Source organism: Micromonospora sp. NRRL B-16802 (assembly GCF_001279555.1).
Classification (GTDB): Bacteria; Actinomycetota; Actinomycetes; order Mycobacteriales; family Micromonosporaceae; genus Micromonospora; species Micromonospora profundi.
Window position 1 is genome coordinate 286769 of sequence record NZ_LGEB01000086.1, and the last position, 17140, is coordinate 303908.

19 protein-coding genes, 1 tRNA gene and 1 pseudogene are annotated in these 17140 nt (G+C 72.8%); 14 read left to right on the plus strand and 7 right to left on the minus strand.

What is annotated here, in order from left to right; translation table 11 throughout:
* Positions 1-147: 147 nt before the first annotated feature.
* Genes ADK66_RS24505 through ADK66_RS24515 form a run of 3 tightly spaced genes read left to right on the plus strand, consistent with a single transcriptional unit; the run spans position 148 to position 2639 of the window.
* Positions 148-1020, plus strand: a complete 873-nt coding sequence (locus ADK66_RS24505; RefSeq protein ID WP_157552889.1) for a PHP domain-containing protein — start codon at positions 148-150, stop codon at positions 1018-1020.
* A gap of 40 nt (positions 1021-1060) precedes the next feature.
* Positions 1061-1675: a MarC family protein gene (locus ADK66_RS24510; protein ID WP_053659201.1), complete on the plus strand. Its 615-nt coding sequence runs from the start codon at positions 1061-1063 to the stop codon at positions 1673-1675.
* A gap of 13 nt (positions 1676-1688) precedes the next feature.
* Positions 1689-2639, plus strand: coding sequence for a RecB family exonuclease (locus ADK66_RS24515; protein ID WP_369814823.1), 951 nt, complete (start codon positions 1689-1691; stop codon positions 2637-2639).
* Between the two features lie 17 nt (positions 2640-2656).
* On the opposite strand, the gene ADK66_RS24520 is transcribed toward ADK66_RS24515, so the two are convergent.
* On the minus strand, positions 2657-3520 hold the full coding sequence (locus ADK66_RS24520; protein WP_053659203.1) for an oxygenase MpaB family protein: 864 nt from the start codon (positions 3518-3520) through the stop codon (positions 2657-2659).
* Between the two features lie 67 nt (positions 3521-3587).
* Positions 3588-4016 (minus strand): Fur family transcriptional regulator, encoded by a 429-nt coding sequence (locus tag ADK66_RS24525; protein WP_053659205.1) that lies wholly within the window; start codon positions 4014-4016, stop codon positions 3588-3590.
* Between the two features lie 201 nt (positions 4017-4217).
* Here ADK66_RS24525 and ADK66_RS24530 point away from each other — a divergent pair, with 201 nt between their 5' ends.
* A complete protein-coding gene (locus tag ADK66_RS24530) occupies positions 4218-4700 on the plus strand; it encodes a DUF2231 domain-containing protein (RefSeq protein ID WP_053659468.1) in 483 nt (160 codons plus the stop codon).
* A gap of 72 nt (positions 4701-4772) precedes the next feature.
* Here the strand turns inward: ADK66_RS24530 and ADK66_RS24535 are convergent, their stop codons facing one another.
* On the minus strand, positions 4773-5105 hold the full coding sequence (locus tag ADK66_RS24535; protein ID WP_053659470.1) for a hypothetical protein: 333 nt from the start codon (positions 5103-5105) through the stop codon (positions 4773-4775).
* Between the two features lie 185 nt (positions 5106-5290).
* Between ADK66_RS24535 and ADK66_RS24540 the strand changes: the two genes are divergently transcribed.
* Complete coding sequence (locus ADK66_RS24540; RefSeq protein ID WP_053659207.1) at positions 5291-5479, plus strand: hypothetical protein; 189 nt, start codon at positions 5291-5293, stop codon at positions 5477-5479.
* 90 nt (positions 5480-5569) lie between these two features.
* On the opposite strand, the gene ADK66_RS32415 is transcribed toward ADK66_RS24540, so the two are convergent.
* Positions 5570-6277, minus strand: a complete 708-nt coding sequence (locus ADK66_RS32415; protein WP_231640174.1) for a hypothetical protein — start codon at positions 6275-6277, stop codon at positions 5570-5572.
* Between the two features lie 59 nt (positions 6278-6336).
* Here ADK66_RS32415 and ADK66_RS32420 point away from each other — a divergent pair, with 59 nt between their 5' ends.
* A complete protein-coding gene (locus ADK66_RS32420) occupies positions 6337-6870 on the plus strand; it encodes a hypothetical protein (protein WP_231640189.1) in 534 nt (177 codons plus the stop codon).
* Positions 6871-6932: 62 nt separating this feature from the next.
* On the opposite strand, the pseudogene ADK66_RS32590 reads toward ADK66_RS32420, so the two are convergent.
* Positions 6933-7061 (minus strand): annotated as a pseudogene (locus tag ADK66_RS32590) (FmdB family zinc ribbon protein); the annotation flags it as partial.
* 27 nt (positions 7062-7088) lie between these two features.
* Entirely contained in the window at positions 7089-7766 is a 678-nt protein-coding gene (locus ADK66_RS24555) for a 5-formyltetrahydrofolate cyclo-ligase (protein WP_053659211.1), read from the minus strand.
* Positions 7767-7851: 85 nt separating this feature from the next.
* Here ADK66_RS24555 and ADK66_RS24560 point away from each other — a divergent pair, with 85 nt between their 5' ends.
* The 8 genes from ADK66_RS24560 (at position 7852) to ADK66_RS24595 (ending at position 15651) form a co-directional block, all read left to right on the plus strand.
* Entirely contained in the window at positions 7852-10284 is a 2433-nt protein-coding gene (locus ADK66_RS24560) for a diguanylate cyclase (protein ID WP_053659213.1), read from the plus strand.
* 9 nt (positions 10285-10293) lie between these two features.
* Entirely contained in the window at positions 10294-11256 is a 963-nt protein-coding gene (locus ADK66_RS24565) for a UTP--glucose-1-phosphate uridylyltransferase (protein ID WP_053659215.1), read from the plus strand.
* Positions 11253-12566, plus strand: a complete 1314-nt coding sequence (gene glp / locus ADK66_RS24570; RefSeq protein ID WP_053659217.1) for a gephyrin-like molybdotransferase Glp — start codon at positions 11253-11255, stop codon at positions 12564-12566. Before ADK66_RS24565 ends, glp begins: the two co-directional genes overlap by 4 nt.
* Before the next feature lie 106 nt (positions 12567-12672).
* Positions 12673-13323, plus strand: a complete 651-nt coding sequence (locus ADK66_RS24575; RefSeq protein ID WP_053659219.1) for a GNAT family N-acetyltransferase — start codon at positions 12673-12675, stop codon at positions 13321-13323.
* A gap of 177 nt (positions 13324-13500) precedes the next feature.
* Positions 13501-14283 carry a hypothetical protein gene (locus ADK66_RS24580; RefSeq protein ID WP_197281626.1) on the plus strand — a complete coding sequence of 261 codons (783 nt, stop codon included), beginning with the start codon at positions 13501-13503 and terminating at the stop codon, positions 14281-14283.
* A gap of 245 nt (positions 14284-14528) precedes the next feature.
* A tRNA-Ala gene (locus ADK66_RS24585) sits at positions 14529-14605 on the plus strand.
* Positions 14606-14851: 246 nt separating this feature from the next.
* Positions 14852-15172: a helix-turn-helix transcriptional regulator gene (locus ADK66_RS24590; protein ID WP_197281627.1), complete on the plus strand. Its 321-nt coding sequence runs from the start codon at positions 14852-14854 to the stop codon at positions 15170-15172.
* A complete protein-coding gene (locus ADK66_RS24595; protein WP_053659223.1) occupies positions 15169-15651 on the plus strand; it encodes an SRPBCC family protein in 483 nt (160 codons plus the stop codon). The genes ADK66_RS24590 and ADK66_RS24595 overlap by 4 nt, the downstream gene beginning before the upstream one ends.
* A gap of 245 nt (positions 15652-15896) precedes the next feature.
* On the opposite strand, the gene ADK66_RS32635 is transcribed toward ADK66_RS24595, so the two are convergent.
* On the minus strand, positions 15897-17072 hold the full coding sequence (locus tag ADK66_RS32635; protein WP_082377640.1) for a DUF4352 domain-containing protein: 1176 nt from the start codon (positions 17070-17072) through the stop codon (positions 15897-15899).
* Positions 17073-17140: the final 68 nt, after the last annotated feature.

Consider the following 17140-nt stretch of genomic DNA (forward strand, 5'->3'; position numbering starts at 1 on the left):
TCGCGCTACCTTGCCTGTTCGCGACGTACCGGTGCTGCTGACCCTTTGCGGTGACCGGGAGGGCGGTCGCCTGCCGGGAGTCGCGCGGGGCCGGCCGATCGGCGGGCCTGGCGACCGCGGCCGGCGGTCCTCGGTAGCGTCGGGGTGGTGACCTCGCGTACCGGCCCCGCGCCACGAATCGACCTGCACACCCACTCCACTGCCAGCGACGGCACGATGAGCCCGGCGGAGCTGGTCCGCGCCGCCGCCGACGCGAGGCTGGACGTGGTGGCCATCACCGACCACGACACCACCGCCGGCTGGGCGTCGGCCCTGCGGGCGCTGCCCCCGAGGCTGTGCCTGGTCCGGGGCGCGGAACTCTCCTGCCGTTGGACCGGCGCGCATCGGGAGGTGTCCCTGCACCTGCTGGCCTACCTGTTCGACCCGGACCACCCGGAGCTGGTCGCCGAGCTGACCCGGCTGCGCGCTGCCCGGGAGGAGCGCGGCGAGCGGATCGTGACGTTGCTGCGCGCCGACGGCGTCGACGTGAGCTGGACCGAGATCCTCTCCGGCGCGGGCGGCGGCACGGTGGGGCGTCCGCACATCGCGCAGGCGTTGATCCGGGCCGGTCTGGTCGGCAGCACCCGGGAGGCGTTCGGCCCGGACTGGCTGGGCGAGCGCTACCGGCTGCCGAAGGAGGACATCGACATCTTCCGGGCGATCCGGCTGGTCCGGGCGGCCGGCGGCGTACCGGTCTTCGCCCATCCCCGCGCCAGCCGGCGCGGGCCGATCGTTTCCGACGAGCTGATCGCCGAGCTGGCCACAGCCGGGCTGGCCGGGCTGGAGGCCGACCACGAGGACCACAGCCCCGCCGAGCGCTCGCACGTCCGGGCGCTCGCCGGCGAACTGGGGCTGCTGGTAACCGGTTCCTCGGACTTCCACGGCACCCACAAGACCGTCGGGCTCGGCGCGTTCACCACAAGCGTCGAGGCGTACGAGCGGATCGTGGCCGAGGGGGTGACGGATGTCGCTTCGATCTGATCCGAGGTTCGGCCCGCATCGGCAGGGCTAGGTTGATCACGTGGATCTGAAGCTGTTCGGCGAGGTTTTCGTGACCCTGCTGGTGATCACCGACCCGCCGGGCATGATGCCGATCTTCCTGGCGCTGACCGGCCCCCTGCCCGCCCGCGACCGCCACCGGGCGGCCTGGCAAGCCGTCGCGCTGGCGCTCGGCGTCATCGTGATCTTCGCGGTGGCCGGGCAGACCCTGCTCGACTACCTGCACGTCGACCTGCCAGCCCTCCAGGCCGCGGGTGGCCTGCTGCTCGTGCTGGTTGCCCTGGAACTGCTCACCGGCAAGGCCGACGACCCCAGCAAACAGGTCACCTCGAACATCGCGCTGGTGCCGCTGGGTACCCCACTGCTGGCCGGCCCGGGCGCCATCGTGGCCACAATGCTCTTCGTCCAGCAGGCCGACGGGATTGGCGACTTCAGCGCCATCGCCGCCGCGATCCTCGCCGTGATGGTCACTGTCTGGATCGTGCTGCGTTTCTCCGGCGGCATCGTGAAGGTCCTGCGCCCCGGCGGCATCGAGGTGCTGACCCGGATCGCCGGCCTGCTGCTCGCCGCGATCGCCGTGCAGCTCATCGCCGACGCGGTGGCCGCCTTCGTCAGGCAGTACGTGAACATGGCCTGACCGGTACCTCCGGATGTCGGAGGTGGATGGCAGGATCGCAGGCGTGCGACGAGCCTCTTCAGCCGGACGACCCGCCGCAGGCGGCAGGGCCCCCCGACAACGCCCGGGTGGCGCCGAGCAGCTCGGCTTCGAGGGCATGCCGGAGCGGCTGTTCGTCTGCACGCCGAGCAAACTCGGCGCGTACGCCGACTGCCCCCGCCGCTATCGCTACTCCTACGTCGACCGGCCCGCCCCGCCGAAGGGCCCGCCGTGGGCGCACAACTCGCTCGGCGCCAGCGTGCACACCGCCCTGAAGAACTGGTACGCGCTGCCCGCCGACCGCCGCCGCCCCGAGGCGCTGGCCGTCCTGCTCAAGGGCACCTGGGTCCGCGAGGGCTACCGCGACGACGAGCAGGAGCGGGCCGCCTACCGGCGGGCGTTGGGCTGGCTGGAGTCGTACGTCGAGACGCTGGAGCCGGACGCCGACCCGCTCGGTGTGGAGCGGGTGGTGGCGGTCAAGACCGCCGTTCTCGCCTTCAACGGCCGGGCCGACCGCATCGACTCCCGCCCCGGTCCGGACGGTCCGGAGCTGGTCATCGTCGACTACAAGACCGGCCGCACCGGGCTCGACACCGACGACGCCCGAGGCTCGCAGGCGCTGGCGCTCTACGCGTACGCGGCCGAGCGGGTTTTCCGCAGGCCGTGCCGACGGGTGGAGCTGCACCACCTGCCGACCGGCACGGTCGCCGGCCACGACCACACAGTCGAGTCGCTGGCCCGGCAGCTGACCCGTGCGGAAGAGACAGCACGCGACATCATGGCCGCCGAGCGGGTGGTCGCCGACGGCGGCGACGCCGACGAGGCGTTTCCGGTGGCGCCCGGCCCGCGCTGCGGCTGGTGCGACTTCCGGCGGCACTGCCCGACAGGGGCGCAAACGCCGGGCAAGGAGCCGTGGGCGGCCGTGGACCGGCCGGCCGAAGGCTGACCCGGCGGCCGTCGTGGTCAGCCGGCCTGCGACGTCACTGGGAGCCGTGCCGCCCGCTCCTTGGCGGCCTGCAACAGCGGCCCCTCCAGATAGCGGCGGGGCACCGCGCCGAGCCCCAGCCTCAGGGCGCGCACGGTCAGATCCGCCGACAGCGCGGTGGTCGGCAGCCCCAAGCCGCCGTACAACCGGCGGGCCCACGCCGGCAGCAGGGCCAGCGCGGTGCCGGCGATCCCCAGGTACGCCCAGCGCGGTGGACCCAGTGTCAGCCCCAGCCGGGCCGGCAGGCTGAGCTTCCACGGCAGCGGCGGTGCGGTGAGGAACAGCGCCGTCTCGGCGGCCTCCCGGGTCATCCGCAGCTCCGGCCGTACCTCTTGGTAGTACGCCTCCACCTCGGCGGCCGTTCCCGGCACAGTGGCCGGGTCCAGGCCGACGAGAGCGGCCGAGCGGCGCTGCTCGGTGTAGTAGCCGTCCACCTCGTCGTCGGTGAGCGGCAGGCCCGCCCGCCGGGCGGTGCTGAGGAACGACTCGACCTCGGTGACGTGCACCCAGCGCAGCAGGTCAGGTTCGTCGACCCGGAACTCCTCGCCGGTGAGCTGGTCGGTGGCCCGCATCCGGGCGTGCAGCCGGCGCAGCCGCGCCCCGGCGGCCTCCGCCTCGGCAGTCGTCCCGTAGACGGTGGTCGCCACGTAGGTGGCAGTGCGGACCAGACGTCCCCAGGCGTCGGTGCGGTAGTTGCTGTTCTGCGCGACCCCGGCCATGGCTCGGGGGTGCAACGCCTGGAGGTAGAGCGAGCGCAGGCCGGCGACGATCAGGATCGGCTCCTCGTGCACCTTCCACGTGACCGAACCCGGACCGAAGAGGCCGAGGTCATCGGAGTCCACCGACCAAGAGTGCCACGGCCCGCCCGACGGTGCCCCTCGCGCGGAGGTGGAGGCGGGTGGTCGCCTGTCAGCTGTCGGCGGAGCGGCGGGACTGGCAGGCCGGGCAGAGACCCCAGAAGGTCACCTCCGCCTCGTCCACCTCGAAGGCGTGTGCGACGCCCGGCTCCAGGCACGGCGCGCTGCCCACCGCGCAATCGACGTCGGCGATCTCGCCACAGCCCCGGCAGACCACGTGGTGGTGGTTGTCGCCGGCACGTGCCTCGTACCGGGCCGGACTGCCAGCCGGCTCGATCCGGCGGGACAGGCCCGCCCTCGACAGCGCCCCCAGCACGTCGTACACCGCCTGGGTGGAGACGGAGTCGAGGCGTTCGCGGACCCGCCGCGTGATCTCGTCGACGTCCAGGTGACCACCACCGGCGAGCACGTCGAGCACCGCGAGGCGCGGTCGGGTGACCCGCAGACCCTTCGATCGCAGTTGCTCCTCGGCACCGGACATGAGCCCAATGACAGCACGCGCGGTCGGCATCGACAACCGTCCGCCCGTCGCCGTGGTCACCGACACAACCTGGGATTCCCGGCGCAGGACCATGTCGCGCTGAACCCGATGGCCGCACCGCACGTGTCCTTCAGAAGAGAGCCCGGGAACAACCCGCGGTCCGTTTGCGGTCCCGTGACCGTGATTCACCAGGAGGAGTCGATGTTCGAGGAGATCCTGGGTCTACCGGCTCACGTCCTCGTCGTACACGCGGTGGTCGTCTTCGTACCGCTGCTCGCGGTGCTGGCCATCGGGTACGTGGGACTGCCGCGTTGGCGGCACCGGTTGGACTGGGCGCTGGGCATCCTCGCCGTGACCGCGCCGGTGACCGCCTTCGTGGCCGTCAAGTCCGGCGAGGCGTTCACCGATGCGCTGGTGGCCCGCGGTTACCAGGGCCAGATTCTCAACCAGATCTTCGAGCACTCCCGGTACGGCGACATCCTGTTCCGCATCGTTCTGCCGCTCGGGATCGTGGCCATCCTGCTGCTCGTGGTGACCAGCGGGCATCCCCGGGTGCCGCAGCTGCCGAACCTGGTGACGCCGGTGCTCGCGGTGGCGGTGGTCGCGTTGTCCATCGGCGCCCTGGTGTACGTCTACCTGACCGGCCACTCGGGCGCCGAGGCGGTCTGGGGCACGACCCTCTGATCGGCCCTGCTCTTTGGCTGGGCCGTGGTGCCGGGCTGCCTCCTCGGGCGCGGTGGCGGCGCGGCCAGGGGATCAGAAGATGACCCGCGAGCAGAGCAGGCAGACGAGTACCACAAGCACCACGCCGGCCGCCGCGCCGAAGCCGTAGGTGACCCGCTGCGAGCGCTGCTCGGCGGCGTCCAGGTCGGCCATGTCCTGCTGAGGCAGCCGTCGGGGCGGTGCCGGCTGAAGGTGAACGGGAGGGCGCCAGCCAGCCGGAGGCGGCACGCTCGGCGGTGGCCCCGGGTAGGCGCTCGGGGAGGCACTGGCGGGCGCGGCGGGTGGTCGGCCCGTCTGTTCGCCGTCACCGGTTTCGGGTCGACGCCAGTAGTCGTCCGGAGTGCTGCCACCGCTGGGGGTCGTCACGCCGTCCGACGCTACCAACGTGGCGGTCGGTCCGGTCACTTCTGGCCGGTGTGGCCCGCTTGGTCCGGTTGCCCGTTGGAGTGCCTCCGCTGACCGGGCCTCGTGCCTCCGCGCCCATTGGTCCGTTGCTTCCTGGTCAGCGCGGATGTCGGCGTACGGTTCGCTGCCCGCCGGCTGCGCTAGTCTTGCCGCTCGTGAGCACCGACCCCGGTACGCAGGGCACGCGCGGCGACGACGACCGCACTGTCGACCTGAGCGACGACTTCGTGGTGCTGCCCGAGCAGACCTCGGACGACACCGATCAGGGCTGGGGCGAGCGGGCCAGCGGCAACGACGACTGGCTTCTCGCGCAGCGCCCCCCGCACTGGGACTGACTCCCGCCTTTCCGCCAGCCGCTGCCGCCGGCTTGTGGTCAGCACCCGGTTCGGCGTCCGTCTACCTCGGGCCTCGTTCGAGCTGTGCGGTCAGCCGCGTACGACGATCGCGAAGCGGCTGCCCTCGGGCAACCCGACAGCGCGTTGTGCCTGGTCGGGGCGAAGTGCCAAATACAGCGCAGCGGAGCCGTCGGTCGCACCGGCACCCAGTACGTCCAGGACCAGGGCACCCGGTGCCAGCACTGTCGCCTCGGCGGCACCAGCCCCGCCGGGCGGCGCGGCCAGCAGGTCGACCCGGGCACCGGGCCGGACCACTGCCAGGGCTGCCGGCTCGGCCAGCCGGATCGGTACCCCTACCGCGCCGCTGGGCAGCGGTAGGGGACCCGAGGACGGGTGCGTGCCGCCCTCGGCAGTGCCGCTCCGCCCCTGCCCGGAGCCGGTTTGCCCGGTGCCGTTCTGATCCGTGCCGTTCTGTTCTGTTCCGGGCTGCCCAGTGCCGGTCTGACCGTTCCCGTTCTGGTCGGTGCCGGGCTGGTCGTCACCCGTACCGGCCCGGCCGTGGCCCGTGCCGGCCGGCCCGTTCGACGAGAGTGGTCCCGCGTTGGCCCCGCCGGAGCGCCCTGGGGACCGGTCGGCGGCATCGGTTGGCGGGCAGGTGGGCGGGGTGTGCAGGACGGCGGCGGCCAAGCCCAGCAGCGCGGCGACGAGCGCGGCCCGGAGCAGGGTACGCCCGCCGGGTAGGGCCAGCCGACGCAGCGGGCGCAGTGCCCGCGCCGAACCCGGATCGCCTGTCGCCATCTGGCGCCTCCCGTCCCGGGCGCCGCGGTGGCACCCGTGGACGGCAGGTTAGGCCGGTCGTGGCCGCCAGATCCGCCCCTGCGCGGGTGCCTGTGGATAACCCGCCGGCCTGTGGACAACGCCCATCCAACGGCCAGACCTGCTATGGCGCGAGAAGCTCCGCCGGCGCTGATCCACTCGGGTTCCTGGAAATCGGGGTATCCGAGCGGCTCGGAAAGGCCGCTTTCCAGGAACCCGAGTCGATCAAGAGGCTGGTGCGCCTGAAGAGGTTCGCGCGCCTCAAGAGGTTCGCGCCTCAAGAGGTTCGCGTGACTCGCGTGGGTCAGGAGGCGGAGCTGCCCGCCGGGGCCTTCCCGCCACTCGACCCGCCGGACGAAGACGACCCGGACGAGGAAGACGATCCGGACGAAGACCCGCCAGACGAAGACGATCCGGACGAGGACCCGCCAGACGAGGACCCGGACGACGACGCGCCCGAGGACGAGCTCGACGAGCCGGAATCCCCACCCGAGGTCGACGAGGACGACTCGGTCTTGCTCGCCGTGCCGGCGGTCGCACCTTCGGAGCCGGCCGCGCGGGAGTCGGTGCGGTAGAAGCCCGAGCCCTTGAAGACGATGCCGACGGAGTTGAAGACCTTGCGCAGCCGCCCCTGGCACGTCGGGCACTCGGTCAGCGGCTCGTCGGAGAAGGACTGCACCGCCTCGAGTTGGTGACCGCACGCGGTGCAGGCGTACTGGTACGTAGGCACGTTCTCCTCCGGTATCGGGCTCGGGCCAGTTGGCACTCGACGTATTCGAGTGCCAATGGTGCGTCATTCGCCCCGGGTTCGTCCAGCGGACGTGTGGGGCGCGACACCATGCGCTCTACCCGGGCCGTCATCAAGCGTACGCACCCCGTCGGCCGGGGTGACGACCGCTCGGACCGGAAGGTCGTGCGCCTCGGCGGGAATCGTCTCGACCAGCTCTCCGTCGTGCAGTGGCACAACGGTCAGCGCGGTGGTCGGCACCCGTGCCAGCGCCCTGTCGTACGAGCCGCCGCCCCGGCCCAGCCGCCGGCCGCGCAGGTCGACGGCGAGCGCCGGTACGACCACCAGCTCCGCGCGGGCCACCGCGTCCACCCCGAGCCGTGGCCCGACCGGCTCGCGGATGCCCCGGCCGGCCGCCACCAGAGCGTCGGGCCCGGTGTACGCCGCCCAGTCCAGATCCAGGTCGTCGCGGAGCACCGGCAGCAGCAACTCTGCGTCGGCGGGCAGCGCCGCCCGCAGCACCTCCGGCAGGTCGGCGCCGCCCGGCTCGGAGCCGACCGGCACGTACGCCGTCATCCGGTGGGGGCGCAGCCGGCGTACCAGTGTGACCAGTTCAGCCTGGACGCGCCCGGCTGCGGCGGCCCGCGTCGGACCGGGCAGGGTCCGGCGGCGGGCGAGCAGGTCGACGCGGGTCTTCCGCTTGGCCTCTCGGGCCGCTTCCGCTTCATCCGAAAATTCCGGCACGCAACACTCCTGACGCAACACCACTACCACGGTCGCTCTGTGTCAGCATCGCAAGCAACGGAGGCGGAACTTCCGGGGGGACCGAGTGACGCTACGCGGACGGCTGACGGGAGCCTTCCTCGTTGTGGTGCTCGGACCGGTCCTGCTCGGGGCCTTCTTCGTCGCCTCCACCGTCGCGACCGTCGACCACAGTCGATCAATTGAGCGCCTCGCGGTCGCCGCATCCACGGTGCGTACCTCGGTCGACGCCCTCTGCCAGCAGCTACGTGCCACGGCCGACGCGGTCGCCCTCACCGGCGAACCCGCCGTCGCCGCCGGCCAGCTCGTCGGCCGAGGACTGGCCGCCGCCGTCCTGATCACCGACGTGACCGGTCAGGTCACCTACGCCTCACCAGGCGCGCCGCCGATGCCGTGGCGGGACTGCTCCGGCCCGGCCGCCGCGTCGCCCGGCCCGGTCCGCGCGCTGGCCGCCCGGGTCGACCTGCACGACCGGGCCGGGGCCCTTGTGGGTACGGTGGCCGCCGCGCAGCTGGTCGACCCCGCCTTCGTGGCCCGGCTCGCGGCGGTCACCGGGGTGGCCGTCACGCTGCTCGACGGGGGTGCGAGTGCCGCCAGGTTCACCCACACCACCGAGTCCCGCGAGGTACGCGACGCGGTGCTTGCCGCCGCCAACGCCACCCACGGCGAACGGGTCACGGAGACCACCGACGGTCGGTACGTGCGGCGGATCGGGCCGTCCAGCGGGCAGCCGCTGCCGTTGGTGCTCTCGGTGCCCAGCGAGCGGCCACCCGGTCTGCCCGCCACGCTTGCCGGCGCGGTCGTGCTGGCCGGGCTGCTCGCCGTGCTGGCCGCCTGGCGACTCGCCCGGGTGACCACCCGACCGCTTGTGGAGCTGGCCGGTGCCGTGGACCGGGTGGCGCACGGAGACCTGACCGCCCGGGTGCCGGTGCGCAGCCGGGACGAACTGGGCCGCCTGGCCGTCGCGTTCAACCGGATGACCCGGGAGACCGGGTCGTACGTCGCGGCGCTCACCAGCAGCCGCGACCAGTTACGCGGGCACCTGGCGGTGCTCGGCGACACCCTGGCCAGCACCCATGACCTGCAACGCATCCTGCGGGTGATCCTGCACAGCGCCATCGCGGCCACCGGTGCGCGGGCCGGCGCGGTGCTGCTTGTGGAGTCCGGCGGGGTGCTCGTCGCGCAGTGCAGCGAAGGGCTGGACGGGCGCTGGCCGGCGGGGGACCAGGACGGCCCGGAGCCGCTGCGGGTGCCGGTGGGCGTCGGCGTGGTGGGCGCGGTGGCCGCAACCGGTGTGCCGCAGCGGGGACGCGTGGAGGCGACGGAGATCCCGACGGGGGAGCCACGCTGCCGCACGTACGTCGCGGTGCCGTTCGCCACCCCCGGCGGCGGACCAGCAACCCCCGGCGGCACGACCGCCGTGGGCGGCGGCACAGTCATCCCCGGTGGCGGCACAGCGACCCTCGGCGGCAGCGGGACCGCCGTGGGCGGCGGGACCACTGCCGGTTCGGGTGGAACGGCGGAGGCCGACGAGGCCGGCGCGCCGGCGGCGGCGCTGGGAGTGCTGGCCCTCTACGACCGGCTGGGCGCCGACGAGTTCGACGACGACGACCTCGTCACCCTGCGGACCTTCGCCGGGCACGCGGCAGTGGCGGTGGACAACGTCCGGGTGCACGAGGAGGCGCAGCGGCTCTCCCTCACCGACCCGCTCACGGGGCTGTGGAACTACCGCTACCTGAGCGAGTCGATCCGGCGGGAGGTGGAGAGGGCCAGCCGGTTCGGCCGGATGCTCAGCGTGCTCGCCCTCGACCTGGATCGCTTCAAGGACGTCAACGACACGTACGGGCACGCGGCCGGGGACACGGTGCTCGCCGAGTTCGCCCAGCGGATGCGCGGCGAGATCCGCGAGGTGGACCTCGCCTTTCGCCAGGGCGGCGAGGAGTTCGTGCTGCTCCTGCCGGAGACCGACGCCCGGGGCGCGGCGATCGTCGCGGAACGGCTGGGCGCGGCGGTACGGGAGACGCCGGTGGTCGTCGAGGCGTACGCCGGGCCGATCGTGGTGACCGTGTCGGTGGGCATCGCCGTCTACCCGCACCACGGCACCACCGGCCGGGAGGTGCTGGAAGCCGCCGACGACGCCCTCTACGCGGCCAAGGCGGCCGGTCGGGACACCTATCGGGTCGCCGAGATCCGCCCCGACGTGCCGATGTGCGAGATCCCGGTGCCCTCGGGTGCCGTCAGCCCACCCGACGGGCTGCCGCGCGCCGGCCGGCCCGTGCACGCCCAACGGGAGCCGGGCGGGCCCGCCCGGTCGGAGTCGGCTGCGGGCGTACCCGAATCGGACCCGCCGGGGCCGGCGCACGCCCGGCCGGAGCCGACCGACGACGCGGCCGCCACCACCGGGGACGGCTCGCGGGCCGGCCCGGACGCCGGGCGGCCGGGGCCGGGCGGCGGCGCGTCTTCTGGGCCACACCCGCCGCGGCAGAGCCGTGGCCGATAGTCTCGCGGCATGTCGGAGCACTCAGCGAACCCCTCATCGACGGTCGCCGCAACCGGCCGTCCCCTGGCGGTCAAGGCCGTCATCCCGGCCGCCGGACTGGCCACCCGCTTCCTGCCGGCCACCAAGGCGGTGCCCAAGGAACTGCTACCGGTGGTGGACCGGCCGGTGTTGCAGTACATCGTCGAGGAGGCGACCCAGGCCGGCATCGGCGACGTGTTGCTGATCACCGGACGGGGTAAGACGTCGATGGTGGACCACTTCGACCGTCGCCCCGACCTGGAGGCCAGGCTTGAGGAGAAGGGCGACGCCGAGCGGTTGGCCGCCGTACGCCGGCCCAGTGAGCTGGCCGAGATCTACACCGTCCGGCAGCCGGAGCAGCTCGGGCTCGGTCACGCCGTCGGGTATGCCGAGTCGCACGTCGGCGACCAGCCGTTCGCTGTGTTGCTCGGCGACGAGTTCGTCAAGCCGTCCGAGCCGCTGCTGCCGGCCATGTTGGAGTTGCAGGCCCGCACCGGCGGCGTGGTGCTCGCCTTCTTCGAGGTCGACCCGGCCGACACCAAGCGGTACGGCATCGCCTCCGTCGAGCCCGCCGAGTCGGAGCTCACCGACATCGGCGAGGTCGTCAAGGTGACGGGCATGGTGGAGAAGCCGCAGCCGGAGGACGCCCCGAGCAACCTCGCCGTGCTCGGCCGGTACGTCCTGCCGGGGAAGATCTTCGACGCGATCCGGCGGACCAAGCCGGGCAGCGGCGGCGAGATCCAGCTGACCGACGCCATGGAGTTGCTGCGTACCGAGGGCACGCCGGTGCACGCGATCGTCTACCGGGGCACCCGCTACGACACCGGCATGCCGCTCGGCTACCTCCAGACGGTCGTGCAGATCGCCGCCGAGCGCGAGGACCTCGGCACCGAGTTCCGTTCCTGGCTGGCCGAGTTCGTGAAGGCCGACGCGGCAGGCGGATCTGGTACATGACAGCTACGGCCGACGCCGAGGCGGCCGCGAACGAGTTGACGCCGCTCGCCGACTACCTGGGCAGCGTGCTGCGCAGGTTACGAGCGCTGCCGCCACTCGACCTCGACCTCACCCAGGCGCACGGCAACGTCCTCGCCGAGGACGTCGTCGCGCCGCACGCCTTCCCGGCCTTCGATCAGGCGGCCGTGGACGGGTACGCGGCACGCTGGGAGGACATCTCCGGAGGGGGCCGGGGCCCGAGCTACGTCCCGGCCCCATCGGGTACGCCCGGTGGGCGGACCATCCGGCTCAACGTGGTGGGCGACCTGGGCGCGGCGAGTTGGCGACCGGTGCGGCTCACCCCGGGCTCGTGCTTCTCGGTGGCCGCCGGGGCGCCGCTGCCGGTCGCCGCCGACGTCGTGGTCCCTGTCGAATGGACCGACCAGGGCATGGCCGCCGTGGAGATCTTCCGCGCCCCCAAGCGGGGGTACGGGGTGCGCCGCGCCGGTGAGGAGTTGGCCGTCGGCACCCTGCTCGCCCGTGCCGGCACATACGTCTCCCCGGCGCTGGTCGCCGTCTTCGCCGCCACTGGCATCGGGCACGTGGTGGTCCGGCCCAGCCCACGGGTCGTCATCGTGGCCACCGGCGACGAACTTGTCGACGTCGGCCGGGGCAGCCAGCCTGGGCAGGTGGTGGACGCCAACTCGCACGCCTTGACCGCAGCCGCGGCCGAGGTGGGCGCGCTGGCGTACCGGGTGGGTATCTGCGACGACGACCCGGAAGGGCTGCGCGGGCTTCTGGAGGACCAGACCCTGCGCGCCGACCTGATCATCACGACGGGCGGTACCGGCACCGGCCCCGGCGACATGGTGCGCCGGATCCTGTCCCGCCGCGAGGGCGGCCGGGCCGGCCCGGTCACCTTCACCGATGTGGCGCTCTACCCGGGCACCGCGCTCGGCTTCGGCACTGTCGGCGCCGAGGAGGTGCCGGTGGTCTGCCTGCCCGGCGATCCCGGTGCCGCGCTGATCGGCTTCGAGGTGCTGGCGCGTCCCGCCATCCAACTGCTTGCCGGCGCCGAGCCGGTGTTCCGTCCCAGCGTCCGCGCGCACCTGTTGGAGACCGTGTCGTCCCCGGGCGGGCTGCGGGAGTTCCGGCCCGCGCACGTCGCCGAGCGGCGTGGCGGCGGGTACACGGTGCAGCCGCTCAGCGGCGGGCCGTTCACCCTGTCCGGACTGGCCGAGGCGAACGGGCTGCTGGTGCTCGGGGAGCGGGTCACCACCGCCGCCGCCGGCTCCACCGTGGACGTACTGCTGCTCGACCGCCGTCGGTGACGGTTGCCCTATCTGCCCGCTCGCGGTCCGCTCCCACGATGGGCGGTCAGCGGTTCATCGCGGGTCTACTTGCGCGCGACAGGGTCCCGCGCGGGAGACTGTGCGTGTGAGTCTCTTCGGACCCGTGCGGGCACCCGGCTGGCCGGCGGTGCTGGCCGACGGCCCGGTGCTGCTGCGTCCCTACCGGCGCTCCGACGCGGCGGCCTGGTCTGAGGTACGCCGGGCCAACCGGGCCTGGCTGGCGCCCTGGGAGTCGTCGCTGCCCGGAAGTTGGGACGAGCTGAACTCGCCTGCCGCGTTCCGCTGGGTGCACCGCGACCAGCGCCGGTCCGCCCGGGAGGGCGAAGGCATGCCGTTCGCGGTCTGTCTGCGTGAGGGCGACCGGGATCGACTGGTCGGGCACATCAACGTTGGCAGCATCGTCCGGCGTGCCTTCTGCTCCGGATACGTCGGCTACTGGGTGGACGCCCGGGTCGCCGGTCAGGGCGTGATCCCGACGGCGCTGGCGCTCGCCGTGGACCACGCGTTCGGGCCGGGCGGGCTGCACCGGGTGGAGGTCAACATCCGACCGGAGAACCGGCCCTCCCGGCGGGTTGTGGAAAAACTCGGCTTCCGCGAGGAGGCGTACCACGTGCGCTACATGCACATCGACGGCGCCTGGCGGGACCACATCGGATACGCGATGACGAGCGAGGAGATCGCCGCCGAGGGCGGTCTTTTGGCCCGCTGGCATCGGGTACGCGCAAACGCCCGGTGAGCCGTCCCACGCACGGGATCGGCGCGGCGCGGTGGCATCCCGGTCGGCGAGCCGTAACCTCAAGTAACTGCAAGCTGTGGCAAGCGTTCCCCCACCCGGACGATCTACGCACCCAGGCGCGATCGGTGGAAGATCCTGCGGTCGGGTGGCGGTTGCTCCGAATTGGTGACGGGAGGGGTGAGGGTGCCGACCTCGGTGCTCCTCGCCGTCCTCGCCGCCGCCGGCCTGCTCGCCCTGGCCCCGGCGCTGGTTCGCCGGTACGACGCCACCGAGCGGCTGGTGGCGGAGCGGGCGCAGTCGACGGCGCGGGTGCTCCAGCGCCGCCGACGGCGCCGCACTGTGCCCGGACGGCGACCCGTCCACCCTCCGCGCTCCCTCACCATCACCCTGAGTGAGGACGCGACTACAGGTAGGTTGGCCGCGCCGGTCTCCGCGCCCCCGGCAGCCCGCCGCTCCGGCCGGCTGCGCGCCGTACCGCCGGCCCCCAAGCGGTCCCGTCGCCGCCCGCCGCCGCGCCGACAGCACACCCCCGCCGTGTACCGCCGCCGCCGCGTACTCGCCGCCCTGCTGCTGCTCAACTTCGTCGAGTTGATCGGCGTGCTGTTCGTCAGCCCCGGCTTCTGGATCAGCTTCTCGGTCACCTTCCTGCTGCTTGCCATGTACGTCGTCCACCTGCGCGGTCAGGCCCTGGCCGGTCGCCGCCGACGCCGCGCCCGGGCCCGCGAAGCGGCCTGGTTGGCCGCCCGCCAGGCCGAGGTCCGCCGTGAACAGGCCCGCCGTGCCGCTGCCCGCCGCGAGGCGCAACGCCGCCTGGCGGCCCAGCGCGAAGGGGTACGCCGAGCCGCCATGGGCCTCGACCGCCCCGGAGACCTGCCGGCGGCCGTCAACGGTGGCTCGGTGTCGTACCGACGCTCCGGCGGGCTACGTGGCCGCCCCTATGAGGCGGGCCGAGGAGCCTGAGGCTCTTGGTCGGGCGGCGCTTGCTCTTGATCGACTCGGTTTCCTGGAAATCGCGGTGTCGTGGCGTCCCGGATGCCCCGGTTTCAAGGAAGCCGAGTCGATCTTCGGTGCGGCGTTGGCGCGGCGTCGGCTTGATGGCGGCGCGGCGGCGGGGGCGGATTCGCGGTGGAGGCCGGCGACCTGTTAGCCTTGCTGCCGGCCCGCCCGGTGTAAGCCGGGTGGGACCGAAGCCGGTTCGCCGGTGGGGGGCTGTGGCGCAGACTGGTAGCGCACCTCGTTCGCATCGAGGGGGTCAGGGGTTCAAATCCCCTCAGCTCCACCAGCAACACGTACGACCAGGGGGGCCCGCAGGCAAGATCAGCGGGCGCAGATCAGCGAGAATCCAGGGCCTTCGGGCCCTGTTTTCGTTTGGGCGCGCGTATCGCGGAGCGCCGCTGATGATTGCCCCTCAGGGCCATTCTTCGGCCACCAGTAGCGCGCCGGTTTCAGGTGATCCGCAGGCTGTCGGGGCGTCGAGGCGTTCAATTCTCGCCTTGACGCCAGCATCGGTAAGTCGTAGCTTACGTTCGTGGTGACTTACGGAGTGCATCCAGGCTGGGAGGCGCTGGGTGATCCCAGCAGGCTCGCCATCGTTCAGCGCCTGGCCGAGAGACCCTGCGCCGTGGGGGAGCTGGCAGACGAGCTGCCCATCAGTCGACCAGCCGTGTCGCAGCACCTCAAGGTGCTCAAGAGCGCGGGCCTGGTGGTCGACCACCCGATGGGAACCCGTCGCGTCTACCGGCTGAGTCCGGATGGGCTGGCCGCACTACGGGACCAGCTCGACACGTTCTGGCGACGGGCGCTGGACGGCTATCAGGACATCGTCGAAGAGACCGAGGAGCGTCCATGACGCAAGCAGCTACGGCGGTGGTGCGCCGGCAAATCGTCGTCGATGCGCCCATCGAGCAGGCTTTCACCGTATTCGTCGAGCGGTTCGGCGACTTCAAGCCCCGCGAGCACAACCTGCTCACGGTCCCCATCGCCGCGACAGTGTTCGAGCCGAGGGTCGGCGGGCACATCTACGACCGGGGTGTCGACGGCAGTGAATGCCGGTGGGCGCGCATCCTCGCGTACGAGCCGCCGACCCGCGTCGTCTTCAGCTGGGACATCGGGCCGACCTGGCAACCCGAACCCGACCCGGACCTCGCCAGCGAGGTCGAAGTCGCCTTCATCGTCGAGGCACCGGGCCGGACCCGGATCGAGCTGGAACACCGGCATCTTGAGCGGCACGGCCCTGGCTGGGAGTCCGTTCGAGACGGAGTCGACAGCGACGCCGGATGGTCGCTCTATCTCGGCCGCTATCTCTCCCTCTTCGGCGGCGACAGCTAGCGCGCGACAAGGCCGCCAAAGGGTGCCGGCACGGCGGCGGAGCCGGGCGGCCGCGCCCTCCAGTTGGTAGGGCTTGGTGACCACCGGGAACGACTGCCTGCTCGGGCCGAAGTCGGCGCGGGGAGTACGGCAGGCTGCTTGGGCCGAAGTCGGCGCGGGGAGTACGGCAGTCGGGCCGCCGGGACGAGGCGGCCAACCTGTTCGAGCTGGGGCCGGCCCCGACGGGCCGGCCCCACGTCACAGCGTCACGGCTTCCAGCTGGCGGCGGTCCTGAACCTGTGCTGGTACTCCAGGGTGCCGTTGGTGTCTGGCACGTTGAATACGATGGTGCCGGTGTGGGTGGTGCCGGCGGGCAGGTTGGTGCCGGCCCGCAGCGACGTACCGCAGCCGGACAGGACCCCGGCGATCGCGCTGGTCTTGGTGCCGTCGGCGGCGATCCACCAGAAGTACAGCTGGTTGATCGTGCCGGTGCCCTCGACGATCGACACGGTCACGTCGGCGATCAGGTACATACCCTTGTCGGGCTTGAGGCCGCTCGTCCTGCACGGTTCGGTGGCGGTGCTGAACTTGGTCACGGTGACCTTCATGACGCCCCGGTCGTCGTCGATCTGCGCGGAGTTCCCCGCCGGCATGTTCATCGACGGGCCGCCGGTGGACGACGGGGCGGGCGCCGGCCCCCCGAGTTCGGGTATGGACTCGATCGTCTCGTTCGCGGTGCGGTTCGCACCGACGACCATCGTCACGATGCCGCCCACGCAGCACAGCAGGGCGAGCACGGCTGCGATGACCACGATGATCAGCACGGTCTTCGTGGAGTTCGCCCCCGTCGCGGGCGGCGGCATGCCGGGCGGATAGCCCGGCCCGGTCGGCGGCGGGTAGCCCGGCCCGGCCGGCGGCGGATAACCACCGCCGCCGGCGGGCGGGTACCCACCGGCTGCGAACGGCGCCTGCTGCTGCCAGTGCGGACCCGGCGGGGACGAGTACGGCGGGGAGGAGTACGGCGGGGTCGGCTGCGGTGCGCCGGTGAACGGCGGCTGGTCGCTAGCGAACGGCGGCTGCGGTGCGCCGGTGAACGGCGGCTGCGGCGGGCTCGAGAACGGCGGTGGCTGCTGGTCGCTGGCGAACGGCGGCTGCGGTGCGCTGGAGAACGGCGGGGGCTGCTCGCTGACGGACGGCTGCTGCGGCTCACCGCCGTGGGAGGGCTGGGGCGCGGCAGGCTGCTGCGCGCCGAACACCAGCGGTGGAGGTGGCGACCACGGGCTGGGCGATTCGGGCGCCGTCGGGGCGGTCGGCTCGGCGGCGGTCTGCGGAGGTGTCGCCGGGTTCGGCTGGGCCGGTGGCTCCGGGTTCGGCTGGGGCGGCGGCTCCGGGTTCGGCTGTTGAGGGTCCTGCGGCCCGCTGGGGGGCTGGGGGTGGGTCAACGTACTCCTTGGCACCTCGTCAGTTGCGGCTTCGGGAACCCGCCGACGTTACCGTGCCCTGTCGAGGG